This window comes from Haloarcula sp. MBLA0163 (genome assembly GCF_055632435.1).
In genome coordinates, this window is record NZ_CM145745.1 from 1,742,174 (window position 1) to 1,754,648 (window position 12,475).

The following is a 12,475-nucleotide window of genomic DNA, read 5'->3' on the forward strand; positions in this document are numbered from 1 at the left end:
GAGAAAGCAGGGTCGGTCCGGCCGGCACCGTCGCGGGGCGGTCAGTCCCCGTCGGTGTAGTCGTCGCCGTATATCTCCGCCAGCTTCTCGTCGAACGCCTCGCGGATGTTCCGCCGTTTCTTCTTCATCGACGGCGTCAGCAGGTCGTTCTCGGCCGTCCACTCCCGCGGGACGAGTTCGAACCGCTTGATACGCTCTACCTTCTCCAGTTCGGCGTTGGTCTCGTCGACGGCCGATTGCATCCACTCGCGGACCCGCTCGTCGTCGCACTTCGCGTAGTCGTCCGCCGGCAGGTCGATGCCCTCGGCGTCGGCCCACCGGTCCAGTTCCTCGAAGTTGGGCACGATGAGCGCGGCGACGAACTTCTGGTCGTCGCCGACGACCATTATCTGCTCGACGCGGTCGTTCGTCGAGAACAGGTCCTCTATCGGCTGGGGCGCGACGTTCTTGCCGGTCGAGAGCACGAGCAGCTCCTTCAGTCGGTCGTGGTAGACGAGGAAGTCGTCCGCTCGCTGCTCGACGATGTCACCGGTCCGGAACCACTCCGTGCCGTCGATCTCGGTGAACGCCCGCTCGGTCGCGCCGGGCTCGTTCCAGTAGCCGTCCGTGACGTTCGGACCGTCGACGAGCAGTTCGCCGAGCGGCCCGCGCACGTCCTCGAACTCCGAGTCGTCGACGACGTCGGTGTCGAGACGGACGTCCATGTCGGCGACGGGGACGCCGAGGGTCCCCGGCCGGACGTCCTCCGGGGGGTTGACGGTGATGACCGGCGACGTCTCGGTGAGGCCGTACCCCTCGACGATGGTGAGTCCCATCCCGAGGAACGTCTCACAGAGCCGCTGGGAGAGGCTCCCGCCGCCGCTGACCATGAACTCGATGTTGCCGCCGAGCTTCTCTTTGACCGTACTGTACACCAGACGGTCGGCGAGGCCGTGTTTGAGTTCGAGCAGCGTCCCGGGGTCCTCGGTCCGGGCGTAGTCGCGGGCGACCCCGATCGCCCAGTCGAAGATGCGTTTTTTCGCCGCCGAGTCGCTGGCCTGCTCGCGCATGTTGGCGAAGATGCGCTCGTAGACGCGCGGGACGCTGGCGCCGGTGTTCGGCCGTATCTGCTGGATGTCGTCGGCCAGCGTGTCCGGGGTCTCGACGTAGCCGACGGCCGCGCCCGACCCGAACATGAAGAAGTGGCCGGACAGGCGCTCGAAGACATGGGCCAGCGGGAGAAACGCGATAGATGTCGTCTCCGGCGTGATGGCCGGGAGGTCGGGGTGCTTGTCGGGCCTCGGAGCGAGTCGCTTCCGCGTCTGGTTGACGTTCGACCGGAAGTTCCTGTGCGTGAGTCGGACCCCCTTCGGCTGGCCGGTGGTCCCGGACGTGTAGATGAGGCTCGCGAGGTCGTTCGGGTCACGGTGGGCCAGCCACGACCGGTAGCGCTCCTCGTCGAACGTCTCCCGGCCCCGCCGGTACACCTCGTTGAGCGAGTGGACGTAGTCGCGGTCCACGTCGTGGTCGTCCATGACGACGACGAACGAGAGCGAGAGGTCGTCCTCGACCTCGAGGACGCGCTGGAGCAGCTCCTCGTTCTCGACGACGACCGCCTCGGCGTCCGGGTCGTCCAGCAGGTACCGGACCTGCTTCGGCGACGACTCCGTGTACACCGTCGTCACGACGGCACCCGCCGAGAGCAACGCGAAGTCCGAGAGCGCCCACTCCATCCGCGTGCTCGAGAACAGGCCGACACGCGTGTCGGCCTCGACGCCGAGGTCGCGGAACCCCGCGGCGAGGTGCTTCACGACGTCGTGCATCTCCCCGTAGGTGATGCTCGCGTACTCGCCCGGCGGTGCCTCGGGGATAGCGTCGGTCGTCAGCGAGCGGTCGTACACCCCGCCCTTGTAGAGCTGTGCCTCGCTGTCAGCGTTGCGCTCGGCGCTCGCGGCGAACAGTTCACCGAGTGTATCGTCACCAATTACCTCGTCCGTGTACGACGCTTCGGCCGCCCGCCAGCCCGGTGTCCCTGCCATGGGACTGCGTTCGACAGCGGCCGCCAAATATGTCAGGGATGTTCACAGGTAACAAGTTTGCAAAAGTTTCCGCACCGAACGCAACCAACCGGGGACCGGTCACCTCACTCGATGTCGATGGCCGAGCCCGCTATCTCATCATCCTCGTCGACGGTGAAGCGGACTTCGAGGACGCCGTTGCGGTAGGTCGCGCTCGCGTCCTCGGGGTCGACGTGGGCCGGGAGCGTGATGGACTCCGTGACGGTCCGGCTCCGGTAGCCCATCCCGTCGCCGACCTCGTGTTCGCCGCTGAGGTGGAGTCGGTCGTCGTGGAGCCGCAGGGAGAGTTCGTCGCGCTCGAACCCCGGGAGGTCCGCGAGCACCACGAAGCCGTCGTCGGTCTCCTCGATGGAGACGCCGGCGTCCCAGCCGCCCTCGTCCTCGAAGCCGGGTTCGTCTCCGAAGGCGGGTGTGTTCCACGAGCCGAGCATGTCGGTTCGCATCTGGTCGAACAGTCGCTCCATGCTGTCGAAGGGGTATCGTCGTCCTCTCATAACATATCCTAATACGTCGGACGAGATGATAAAGGAGTATGGACACGTGGTAGCAGACGTCCGTCAGCGGCCCCAGAACGTCCGGTCTGTCCACTTCCGCTGAGTCACGAGCCCCGGGCCGTCCCAATCGCGGGGCTTTTTCGCGTCGGGTGCGCACCGGGGAGTATGACAGACGGGTGGTTCGCCGGTATCGACCCCGGCGACGAGGCGGCCGCGGCCGAGCGCATCAGGAGTGGCCGGGCCGACGGGCCCGGTGACTGGCCCCAGCAGGCCGTCGACGGCGGGTTCGCGAGCGACGCGGCCGACTACTACGACCAGTTGCACGCGGCGACGATGGCCGCGACGCGGGCCGCCGTCGCGGAGCGCGAGCGCGCCGACGACCAGCAGCTCGTACACGCCATCCGGGCGATGGCCGACTGCGAGCGGACGGCCAACGAACTCGCCGAACGCGTCGCGGAGTGGGCCGGCAGCCGGTACGGCGAGAGCGGGAGCGGCGTCGACTACGCCCGCGACCTCTGTGACCGGGAGGCGGTCGACGACGGCGACGCGGCGCTCCAGTCGCTCGCCGAGCGGACGGTCGCCGTCGCCGACGAGGCGGCCGACCTGCGGACCTACGTCGAACGGACGGCACCGGCCGTCGCGCCGAACCTCTCGGCGCTGGCCGGACCCGTGCTGGCCGCACGCCTCGTCTCGCTCGCGGGCGGCCTCGAGGCCCTCGCCAAACAGCCCAGCGGCACCGTGCAGGTGCTCGGCGCCGAGGACGCCCTGTTCGCGCACCTCCGGGGCGGGGCCCCCTCGCCGAAGCACGGCATCATCTTCACCCACGAGTACGTCAGCGGGACCCGTCCGGAGGAACGGGGGTCGGCGGCCCGCGCGCTGGCCGGGAAGCTGAGCATCGCCGCGCGCGTCGACCACTACAGCGGCGACCTGCGGCCGGAACTGGAGGCGGAACTCGACGAGCGCATCGAGCGCATCCGCTCGCGCGGGGGTGACGAGGCGTGAGTCTCCCCGACGGCGTCGCACGGCACGACTTCGCCGGGACGACGAGCATCGCCACGCGGGGCCACCCGGAGTACGGCGAGCGGACCGACGGCGAGTGGCGCCGCTGGGACCCGCACCGCTCGAAGCTCGGGGCGATGCTGGAACTCGGGATGGACACGGGACTGAGCGCCGACCAGAAGACGCTGTATCTGGGCGCCGCCGCGGGCACGACAGTCAGCCACGTCGCGGACTTCGGCGGTCCGACATACGCCGTCGAGTTCGCCCCGCGACCGACCCGTGACCTGCTCGACGTGGCCGAGCGCCGCCCGAACCTCTTCCCCCTCCTGAAGGACGCCAGAAAGCCGGAGACGTACGCGCACGTGGTCGAGCCGGTCGACGTGCTCGTCCAGGACGTCGCGACCCGCGGCCAGGGCCGCGTCGCGACGCTGAACCGGCAGTTCCTCCGCGAGGACGGCTACCTGCTGGCCGCCATCAAGGCCCGGAGCGAGGACGTGACCGCCGACCCGGCGGACGTGTTCGACGACGTGGTGGCCGACATCGAGGACGGCTACGACGTGGTGGCGACGGAACCGCTCGCGCCGTACCACGACGACCACCTCGGCGTCGTCGCCCGGCCCCGGCGGTAGTGAGCGGGCCTCGGGTCCGGACGGAAGGCTTTAGCACATCGGTTGCCATGCACCAGTCGATGGATGAGACGGGGTCTCCCGAGAACTTCACCCGGATGAGCACGTTGGGCATCGAAGAGGAGTTCTACGTCGTCGACGACCACGGTCGACCGACGTCCGGGACGGACGAACTCGTCTACGAGACGGAGCCGCCGGACCTGCTGGACGGCCGCCTCGACCACGAACTGTTCAAGTGCGTCATCGAGACCCAGACGCCGCGTATCGAGGACCCGAGCGACGCACGCGAGCAGCTGCTCGCGGTGCGTGAGGCGCTGGCGGACCACGCCGACAGACACGGGTTCGGCATCGCCGCCGCCGGCCTCCACCCGCTCGCGAAGTGGCGCGAACTGGAACACGCCGAGAAACCGCGCTACCGGGCCCAGCTGGACCGCATCCAGTACCCCCAACACCGGAACACGACCGCGGGGCTGCACGTCCACGTCGGCGTCGACGACCCGGACAAGGCCGTCTGGGTCGCCAACGAGCTCCGGTGGCACATGCCGGTCATGCTCGCGCTCTCGGCGAACTCGCCGTACTGGAACGGGTTCGACACCGGTCTGCAGTCCGCTCGCGCGAAGATATTCGAGGGGCTGCCCAACACCGGGATGCCGACCGCCTTCGAGGACTACGAGGCGTTCGAACGGTACGAGCGGTGGATGATAGAGAGCGACAGCATCGACGACCGCGGCGAACTCTGGTTCGACGTGCGCCCCCACTCCGGCCACGGCACCGTCGAGGTGCGTGCACCGGACGGACAGGCCGACCCCGACACCGTCCTCACGTTCGTCGAGTACGTCCACGCCCTCGTCGAGGACCTCGCCGCACGCTACGAGGACGGCGAGTCGGGGACGAGGCTCCGCCGGGAGCTCCTCGACGAGAACAAGTGGCGCGCCATCCGACACGGCCAGTCGGCGTCGCTGCTCACCCCGGAACCCGGGGAGACGCTCCCCTTGGAGGACATCGTCGCACGCGAGGCCGACAGGCTGGGCGTCGACGGCCTGTGGACGTTACTGGAGGGCGAGAGCGGTGCGTCCCGCCAGCGCCGCATCCGCCGGGAGGAGGGCGTCGTCGAACTCTGCGAGTCGCTGTTGCTCGAGTACTGACGCCGTGCCGGTCCGACACCGGCATCGTGACGAAGGGCTTCGGCTGCCACCACTACTCCCGGTGCCCCCACACCGATCAAGAGTGGCGTTCCGGCCGCGGGCCCGCACCGCGACAACGGATTTCCGCCGCCGGAAACCGTCGACAACGGCCTCCCCGCCCCGTCAAACGACGACGTATGTTTTCGAGCACTGTACTAAAATAGTAGTGGGTCGCTCTCATCGACGATAGTCGGGCCCCGTTTCCGGGGTCGTTTAAGTACGGCGAGCGGTGTCGGTCGTCGCAGCTCCGGTCGGGCCGCCACTCCACCCCGGCGCCGACCGCGTGCCGTCGGGACCCGGCTCAGTGCCCCCGAGGCAAGGTTTTTATCCGACAGCCACTTTCGTCCTCACAGAGACAACGCATGTCCGCAGACGACCCAGACGACGAAACCGAGGAGACGGGGGACGTCCGCGAGCGAATCGAGCAGGAGGCCGACCGCGCGGTCGAGCAGTTCGACGAGGGTATCGTCGACCTGCTCGCCTGGCTGCTGGACACCGAGACCCGGGCGCGCATCTACGTCAGCCTGCGCCAGAACCCCGAGAGCACGAGCGACGAGATATCCGAGGCGACGGGCCTCTACCCCAGTACCGTCCGGGAGGCCCTCGCGGCGCTCCACGAGGAGGGGACCGTCACCCGCCAGAAGCGCGAGAGCGACGGCGCCGGCAACAACCCCTACGAGTACAGCGCCATCTCGCCGAGCGAACTGGTCAACACCGTCGTCGGCGACATCCAGTCGGAACTGAACACCGTGTTCAACCTGGACGACCACCTCGGTGGCGACGACGACGAACCGCTCTCCGGTGACGAACCGGTCACTATCTCCGTCGAGGACGCCGACGACGACGGCGACGAAGACGACGAGGCGTGACGACAGTCCGGGTCGCTGTCTGGTCGCGTGTCACGTTCTCTCGAAGGTTGCTGAAGACGACACCACTAAATCGGACGATGCCGTTGCCCGGGGTATGATGGTCGCACTGGGTGGCACCTTCGACCCCATCCACGATGGACACCGCGCGCTGTTCGAGCGCGCGTTCGAACTGGGTGACGTGACGGTCGGCCTCACCAGTGACGACCTCGCGCCGAAGACCCGCCACGACGAGCGGCACGTCCGCTCGTTCGCCGAGCGGCGTGACGACCTCGCGGCGGAGCTGTCGAGCTTCGCCGAGCAGACGGGTCGAGAGTGGGATATCCGGGAGCTCTCGGAACCGACCGGTATCGCGACCGAACCGCAGTTCGACGTCCTCGTGGTCTCGCCGGAGACGGAGACCGGCGGCAAGCGCATCAACGAGATCCGCCGCGAGCGCGGCCACGACCCGCTGGAGATAGCGGTCGTCCCCCACGTCTACGCCGACGACGGCGACATCATCTCCTCGACGCGCATCGTCAAGGGCGAAATCGACGAACACGGGAACCTGACGCCCGAGCGCGAGGGTCGCGGGCAGCTGTCGTAGTCACCAGTCGGGCGCTTCCAGTCCCGCCCGCTCCAGCAGGTCCTTCCAGCGCTGCTGTATCGTCAACCGCGAGACGTCCGTGGCGTCGGCGACGGCGGTCTGTGACCGTTCCTCGCCGGCGACGAGCGCGCCGACGTAGACGCTCGCCGCCATCGTCGCCCGCTTCGAGCGGTCCTCGTCGGGGAGCGTCGAGAGGAACAGGTCGACGGCGTGGGACCGCGCCTGCGTCCCGAGGTCGAGCGTCTCCGCGGCCGTCTCTATCTCCGACAGCCACTCGTTCTGTTGGACCCGGTCGCTGGCGCGGTACATACACGCCGGTTGCCCCCGGACCTACCTAAATCTTCGTCGCCGGCAAGCGAAGGGTTCTTGATTACCTCGCCGGAACGGGAGACTGCGCGCGGGTTGCCGAGCCAGGAAAAGGCGTAGCGCTTAGGACGCTATCCCGTAGGGGTCCGCCGGTTCAAATCCGGTCCCGCGCACTTCTCCGCGAACAAGTCGTGAGCGGAGAGTGTGCGGTCATTTGGGTTTGAAGCACGGAACGAGCGAACGCAGTGAGCGACGTTCAGGCGGTTCATATCCGGTCCCGCGCATAACCGACTCGAACGGACGTGAGAGGCGTGTTCTGCGGCCGACGGATTCTGAACCCTAGAGGACGAGCACAGCGAGTCCTCGTCCGGTTCAAATCCGGTCCCGCGCACTTCTCCGCGAACAACTCGCGAGCGGTGCGTACGCGGTCGGTTCAAACTCTCGCTCACTTGTGCGTGAACAGCACCACGCTGTCGTCGTGGATGGCCGTACAGAGGTCCATCTCGAAGTCGAGATTGAGCGACGTGAACGCCTGCTTGCAGACGACCATGTCGTCGAACGGTTGCTCGCAGGCGGGGCAGGCGACGGCAGTGGTGTTCTGGTACGATTTGATGGCCTCGTTGTCCTCGCGCGGCGTCAGCGACGACACGAGTTCGTCGAAGTCCTCCATACCGGGACTGGCGGCCCCCGTCGCTTAAATCATACGCCGGGGGCGCAGGCGGCAGCAACCGTCACCGGTGGGATAAAGTGGGCTTGCACTACTCCAAACGAGTATGGAACGCTCGCCCGACGGAACCCGGTTCGTCCTCGTCGCGGGGACGACGGCGACAGCGGAGAGAGAGGGTATCAGCGCCGCCGGTGCCGACCCGGACCTGATGACGACGACGCCGGCGGCCGACGCGGAGTTGCTCACCTACGGGCGGCCCGTGCGGACGGGGACGGTGCCGGTGAGTCCGAGCGGCTGTCCGACGCCGGCGCTGGTCACGCGCGCCGTCCGCGAACTGCTCGGCTTCGACGTGGCCGTCGTCGACGGCGGCCTCGCGGAACCGACGGCCGCGCCGACGGTCACGGTCGGGGCCGGCGCGGGCCGTGACGTCGCCGAACAGGACCCCGTACCGACGGCCCACGGCGCCTTCGAGGCGGCCAGACAGTTCGGCCGGAAGCTGCCGGCCGACGAACTGTGGCTGGCGGAGACGATCCCCGGGGGGACGACGACCGCGCTGGGCGTGTTGCGCGCACTGGGCGAGGGGGCGACGGTCTCCTCCTCGCTCCGCGAGAACCCCCTCGAACAGAAGGAACGGGTCGTCGAAGCGGCCCTCGAGGCCAGTTCGCTCTCGCCGGGCGACGCCGCCGGCCAACCGAAGCGGGCCGTCCGCCGGATGGGCGACCCGGTGCTGGCGACGGTGGCGGGGCTGACCGCCGGCGCCGTCGAGGCCGACACGGCGGTGACACTCGCCGGGGGGACACAGCAACTCGCCGTCGCGGCGCTGGTCCGCCACGGCGGCTACGAGGGGCGACTGGGGCTGGCGACGACGGCCTACGTCGCCGACGACCCGACGGCCGACCTCCGAGCGAGCGCGGCCGAACTGGACCTCGACCTCACCGTGACCGACCCCGGCTTCGAGCGCTCGGACCACGTCGCGATGGAGCGGTTCGTCGCCGGCGAGGCCAAGGAGGGCGTCGGGATGGGCGGGTCGCTGGCGCTGGCCGACCGGGCCGGCGTCCCGATGGCCGACGTTCGCGAGCAGTTCGCGGCGGTGTACGACGACCTCATCGACGAGGCGCCCGTCGGTGGTGCGCCGTGACGGTGGGTGACCGGTCGTGAAGGGCGTCGTCCTCGCGGGCACGGCCTCGAACGTCGGAAAGACGGTGGCGACGCTGGCGACGCTCTCGGCGCTCGAACAAGCGGGTTACGACCCCCAGCCCGCGAAGGCCGGGCCGGACTTCATCGACCCGAGCCACCACGAGGCCCTCGTCGGCAAGCCCTCGCGGTCGCTGGACCCGTGGCTCGCCGGCGAAGAGGGGGCGCTGCGGACCTACTGGCGCGGCGAGGGCGACGTCTGCGTCGTCGAGGGGATGATGGGGCTCTACGACGGCACGAAGGCGTCGACGGCCCGCGTCGCCGAGGTGCTCGACCTGCCGGTCGTCCTCGTCGTCGACGCCGAAGCGGGGATGGAGAGCGTCGGCGCCACGGCGCTGGGCTTCCAGCAGTACGCCGAGCGCGTCGGCCGGGACATCGACGTGGCCGGGGTCGTCGCCCAGCGTGCCCACGGCGGGCGCCACGCCGAGGGCATCCGCGACGCACTCCCAGATGGTCTGCGGTATCTGGGCCGGGTACCGCCGACGTCGGACCTCGAAATCCCGGACCGGCACCTCGGCCTCCAGATGGGGGCTGAGGCGGCGCCGGACGAGGCGGCGCTGGCGGCGGCCGGCGAGGCCATCGACGCCGACGGGGTCGCCGAGGTAGCGCGGGAACCGCCGAGCGTCTCGCCCGCCGACCCAGTGACCGCGGGCCGGACTATCGCCGTCGCCCGCGACGCGGCGTTCTGTTTCGTCTACCCGAGTACCGTCGAGCGACTGGGAGAGCGGGGGACCGTGCGGACGTTCTCGCCGCTGGCCGGCGACCCGGTCCCCGAGGCCGACGCCGTCTACCTCCCGGGCGGCTACCCGGAACTCCACGCCGCGACTCTCGCCGACTCCGCGACGCTCGACGAACTCGGGACGCTCGCCGCCGACGGCCTGCCGGTGTACGGCGAATGTGGCGGCCTGATGGCGCTTTCGCAGACGCTGACGACGGCCGAGGGCGACACCTACGAGATGGCGGGCGTGCTCCCGGCCGACGTGGCCATGCGGGAGCGGTATCAGGCGCTGGACCACGTCGAACTGTCGGCGACGCGTGACACGGCCGTCGCCGCGACGGGGGCCCGGCGTCGCGGCCACGAGTTCCACTACTCCTCGGCGACGGTCGACGGGGACGCCCGCTTCGCCTTCGAGACGGTCCGCGGGGAGGGCATCGACGGCGACCACGACGGGCTGACGGAGTACGAGACGGTCGGCACGTACTGTCACGCCCACGCCGCCAGCGGCGCGTTCGACCGGCTACTGTCAGACTGAGTATCTCACCGGCGCCGGCGAACCCGTCGGCTGAGTGGCGGACGGGCGGCTGACGGCCCACAAGCTTTTTTCCTGTCTGCAGTCGTGATACGTACAATGAACGAGTTGCGCGACCTGTTGGACGGCGTGGTCGCAGACGCGAACGCCGTGTTCCTCTTCTCGCCGAGTTCGGCGGAGTTCGAACGGTTCGCCGACGCCGAGGAGCCTGTCGTGGTCGTCGGCCCGGAGAACGCCGTCGAGGCCGAGTCGTTCGTCGAGCTCCCCATCGACTTCACCGACCTCGAGGGCCGGATTCGATTCGGCATCGAGGGCGCCCTCGACAAGGAGTTCGTCGAGGAGGGCGACGAGGTCGTCTGCGTGAGCGGGTTCATGGGTGGGGTGGCGAACACCGTCGCCCGCATCGAAACGACCGACTTCACCCCCTCTGGGGTGTACGACCTGTTCGTCAACTCGCGGGCCGAACCCGGCGTCGTCCGGGACGTCTTCGAGGTGGCCGTCGAGCTCGGGAAGAAGGGACAGAAGGGCAAGCCCGTCGGCGCCCTGTTCGTCGTCGGCGACGCCGGCAAGGTGATGAACAAGTCCCGGCCGCTCTCGTACAACCCCTTCGAGAAGTCCCACGTCCACGTCGGCGACCCCATCGTCAACGTGATGCTCAAGGAGTTCTCGCGGCTGGACGGCGCGTTCGTCATCTCCGACGCGGGGAAGATAGTCTCGGCGTACCGGTACCTCGAACCCTCCGCCGAGGGCGTCGACATCCCGAAGGGGCTCGGAGCCCGGCACATGGCCGGCGGCGCCATCACCCGTGACACGAACGCGACGGCCATCGTCCTCTCGGAGAGCGACGGACTCGTGCGGGCGTTCAAAGGCGGGGAGCTCGTCCTCGAGATAGACCCCGAGGAGTACTGACCATGCAGTTCGGATTCGACTGGCCGAACCTCATCAGGACGCTGTTCTCGCCCGAGGGGACCTTCGTCATCTCCCTGCTGGTGCTGGGACTGGGCGTCCTCGTCGGGTTCCTCGTCTGGCGGGCGTCCCGGGAGTTCATGCGGGAGCTGGGCGTCCCGGAGAGCGTCGAGGGGACGCCGTTCGAACGAACCGCCCGGAGCCTCGGGACGTCGACGGTGGGCATCGTCTCGAACCTCGCGGCGCTGTTCGTCTACATCCTCGCCATCACCGTCGCGCTGAACATCGCCCAGCTCGTCAGCCCCGAGGCGTACTGGACCCGCTTCACCGCCTTCCTCCCGAACCTGTTCATCGCCGTCTTCGCCATCATCATCGGTCTCATCGCCGGCGACAAGGCCCGGCTCGTCGTCTCCGAACGACTCCGGAGCGTGAAGCTCCCGGAGGCAGGCGTCCTGCCGGAGCTCGTCAAGTACAGCATCTTCTTCCTCGCCATCCTCGTCGCGCTGGACCAGCTCGGCGTCGAGACGATGGCGCTGCTCATCCTGCTGGCGGCGTACTCCTTCGGCATCGTCTTCCTCGCCGGACTGGCACTCAAGGACCTGCTGGCCTCGAGTGCGGCCGGGCTCTACCTCCTCCTGACCGAACCGTACAGCATCGGGGACGAGGTGGTCATCGGCGACCAGCAGGGCATCGTCCAGGAGGTCGACATGTTCGTCACGCACGTCGAGAGCGAGGACAGGGAACACATCATCCCGAACCAGCAGGTCATGCAGTCCGGTATCGTCCGCGTCCGCGACTAGTCCTCGGCGTCCAGCGGCGCCGCGGGGACGCCCGCGACGGTCGTCTCCGGCGGGACGTCCTCGGTGACGAGCGAGTTGGCCGCGACCTGCGCGTCGGCGCCGATCTCGACGCCCGGGAGGACGACGGCGCCGGCGCCTATCATCGCGCGCTCGCCGACGACGACTTCGCCGGTGCGGTACTCCTCCTGCAGGAACTCGTGACACAGCAGGGTGGCGTCGTAGCCGACGATGGCGTCCTCGCGGACGGTGATGAGTTCGGGCCAGAACACGTCCGGGGTCGACTCCAGCCCCCACGCGACGCCGGTCCCGACGGTCGTACCGAGCCGCCGCAGCAGCCAGTTCTTCAGTTGCAGACTGGGCGAGACTCGACAGATCCAGATGACGACGTAGTTGACCATCACGCGGAGCGGGTGCTTCGCGCTCGGCCACGAGAACAGGGAGTTGCGGGGGCCGGGCGTCGGATAGCGGTCGAGGTCGTCGTGTCGTGGGCCGCTCACGCCCGTCAGTTGCGCCCCGGTCGTAATCAAACCACTCGGAACC

General features: G+C 68.9%; 14 protein-coding genes and 1 tRNA gene. 10 read left to right on the forward strand and 5 right to left on the reverse strand.

Annotated elements, in window-relative coordinates:
* Positions 1–41: 41 nt before the first annotated feature.
* Together ACV7GQ_RS09195 and ACV7GQ_RS09200 are read right to left on the reverse strand one after the other, a co-directional pair.
* Positions 42–2,018, reverse strand: a complete 1,977-nt coding sequence (locus ACV7GQ_RS09195) for an AMP-dependent synthetase/ligase (RefSeq protein WP_470309952.1) — start codon at positions 2,016–2,018, stop codon at positions 42–44.
* Positions 2,019–2,122: 104 nt separating this feature from the next.
* A complete protein-coding gene (locus tag ACV7GQ_RS09200) occupies positions 2,123–2,551 on the reverse strand; it encodes an Hsp20/alpha crystallin family protein (protein WP_470309953.1) in 429 nt (142 codons plus the stop codon).
* A 165-nt stretch (positions 2,552–2,716) separates the two neighbouring features.
* Between ACV7GQ_RS09200 and ACV7GQ_RS09205 the strand changes: the two genes are divergently transcribed.
* The 5 genes from ACV7GQ_RS09205 (at position 2,717) to ACV7GQ_RS09225 (ending at position 6,812) form a co-directional block, all read left to right on the forward strand.
* Positions 2,717–3,553, forward strand: coding sequence for an NOP5/NOP56 family protein (locus ACV7GQ_RS09205; RefSeq protein ID WP_470309954.1), 837 nt, complete (start codon positions 2,717–2,719; stop codon positions 3,551–3,553).
* The gene (locus ACV7GQ_RS09210) at positions 3,550–4,179 is read left to right on the forward strand and encodes a fibrillarin-like rRNA/tRNA 2'-O-methyltransferase (RefSeq protein WP_470309955.1); all 630 of its coding nucleotides are present in this window, start codon (positions 3,550–3,552) and stop codon (positions 4,177–4,179) included. The genes ACV7GQ_RS09205 and ACV7GQ_RS09210 overlap by 4 nt, the downstream gene beginning before the upstream one ends.
* Positions 4,180–4,238: 59 nt before the next feature.
* Entirely contained in the window at positions 4,239–5,321 is a 1,083-nt protein-coding gene (locus ACV7GQ_RS09215; protein WP_470309956.1) for a glutamate--cysteine ligase, read from the forward strand.
* 401 nt (positions 5,322–5,722) lie between these two features.
* The gene (locus ACV7GQ_RS09220) at positions 5,723–6,229 is read left to right on the forward strand and encodes a helix-turn-helix domain-containing protein (protein WP_470309957.1); all 507 of its coding nucleotides are present in this window, start codon (positions 5,723–5,725) and stop codon (positions 6,227–6,229) included.
* A 94-nt stretch (positions 6,230–6,323) separates the two neighbouring features.
* A complete protein-coding gene (locus tag ACV7GQ_RS09225; protein WP_470309958.1) occupies positions 6,324–6,812 on the forward strand; it encodes a phosphopantetheine adenylyltransferase in 489 nt (162 codons plus the stop codon).
* Here the strand turns inward: ACV7GQ_RS09225 and ACV7GQ_RS09230 are convergent, their stop codons facing one another.
* Positions 6,813–7,121, reverse strand: a complete 309-nt coding sequence (locus ACV7GQ_RS09230) for a cyclin family protein (RefSeq protein WP_470309959.1) — start codon at positions 7,119–7,121, stop codon at positions 6,813–6,815.
* Between the two features lie 86 nt (positions 7,122–7,207).
* Here ACV7GQ_RS09230 and ACV7GQ_RS09235 point away from each other — a divergent pair.
* Positions 7,208–7,291: transfer RNA gene (locus ACV7GQ_RS09235), tRNA-Leu, on the forward strand.
* Positions 7,292–7,563: 272 nt separating this feature from the next.
* On the opposite strand, the gene ACV7GQ_RS09240 is transcribed toward ACV7GQ_RS09235, so the two are convergent.
* Complete coding sequence (locus ACV7GQ_RS09240) at positions 7,564–7,788, reverse strand: DUF7385 family protein (RefSeq protein WP_470309960.1); 225 nt, start codon at positions 7,786–7,788, stop codon at positions 7,564–7,566.
* A gap of 103 nt (positions 7,789–7,891) precedes the next feature.
* Between ACV7GQ_RS09240 and ACV7GQ_RS09245 the strand changes: the two genes are divergently transcribed.
* From ACV7GQ_RS09245 to ACV7GQ_RS09260, 4 genes are all read left to right on the forward strand, one after another.
* Positions 7,892–8,923 (forward strand): nicotinate-nucleotide--dimethylbenzimidazole phosphoribosyltransferase, encoded by a 1,032-nt coding sequence (locus ACV7GQ_RS09245; protein ID WP_470309961.1) that lies wholly within the window; start codon positions 7,892–7,894, stop codon positions 8,921–8,923.
* Between the two features lie 16 nt (positions 8,924–8,939).
* Positions 8,940–10,232 (forward strand): cobyrinic acid a,c-diamide synthase, encoded by a 1,293-nt coding sequence (locus ACV7GQ_RS09250; RefSeq protein WP_470309962.1) that lies wholly within the window; start codon positions 8,940–8,942, stop codon positions 10,230–10,232.
* Positions 10,233–10,328: 96 nt separating this feature from the next.
* Positions 10,329–11,138 (forward strand): diadenylate cyclase DacZ, encoded by an 810-nt coding sequence (dacZ, locus tag ACV7GQ_RS09255; RefSeq protein ID WP_470309963.1) that lies wholly within the window; start codon positions 10,329–10,331, stop codon positions 11,136–11,138.
* A gap of 2 nt (positions 11,139–11,140) precedes the next feature.
* Positions 11,141–11,935, forward strand: a complete 795-nt coding sequence (locus tag ACV7GQ_RS09260; RefSeq protein ID WP_470309964.1) for a mechanosensitive ion channel domain-containing protein — start codon at positions 11,141–11,143, stop codon at positions 11,933–11,935.
* On the opposite strand, the gene ACV7GQ_RS09265 is transcribed toward ACV7GQ_RS09260, so the two are convergent.
* Positions 11,932–12,441 carry an acyltransferase gene (locus tag ACV7GQ_RS09265; protein WP_470313151.1) on the reverse strand — a complete coding sequence of 170 codons (510 nt, stop codon included), beginning with the start codon at positions 12,439–12,441 and terminating at the stop codon, positions 11,932–11,934. The two genes, ACV7GQ_RS09260 and ACV7GQ_RS09265, sit on opposite strands and share 4 nt — an antisense overlap.
* Between the last annotated feature and the right edge of the window lie 34 nt (positions 12,442–12,475).

Bases quoted from the DNA above. Each gene is read 5' to 3' on its own strand.
- ACV7GQ_RS09225 (WP_470309958.1), top strand. From the start codon at position 6,324: ATGATGGTCGCACTGGGTGGCACCTTCGACCCCATCCACGATGGACAC.
- ACV7GQ_RS09230 (WP_470309959.1), bottom strand. From the start codon at position 7,121: ATGTACCGCGCCAGCGACCGGGTCCAACAGAACGAGTGGCTGTCGGAG.
- ACV7GQ_RS09195 (WP_470309952.1), bottom strand. From the start codon at position 2,018: ATGGCAGGGACACCGGGCTGGCGGGCGGCCGAAGCGTCGTACACGGAC.
- ACV7GQ_RS09200 (WP_470309953.1), bottom strand. From the start codon at position 2,551: ATGAGAGGACGACGATACCCCTTCGACAGCATGGAGCGACTGTTCGAC.
- ACV7GQ_RS09260 (WP_470309964.1), top strand. From the start codon at position 11,141: ATGCAGTTCGGATTCGACTGGCCGAACCTCATCAGGACGCTGTTCTCG.
- ACV7GQ_RS09205 (WP_470309954.1), top strand. From the start codon at position 2,717: ATGACAGACGGGTGGTTCGCCGGTATCGACCCCGGCGACGAGGCGGCC.
- dacZ (WP_470309963.1), top strand. From the start codon at position 10,329: ATGAACGAGTTGCGCGACCTGTTGGACGGCGTGGTCGCAGACGCGAAC.
- ACV7GQ_RS09245 (WP_470309961.1), top strand. From the start codon at position 7,892: ATGGAACGCTCGCCCGACGGAACCCGGTTCGTCCTCGTCGCGGGGACG.
- ACV7GQ_RS09240 (WP_470309960.1), bottom strand. From the start codon at position 7,788: ATGGAGGACTTCGACGAACTCGTGTCGTCGCTGACGCCGCGCGAGGAC.
- ACV7GQ_RS09220 (WP_470309957.1), top strand. From the start codon at position 5,723: ATGTCCGCAGACGACCCAGACGACGAAACCGAGGAGACGGGGGACGTC.
- ACV7GQ_RS09215 (WP_470309956.1), top strand. From the start codon at position 4,239: ATGGATGAGACGGGGTCTCCCGAGAACTTCACCCGGATGAGCACGTTG.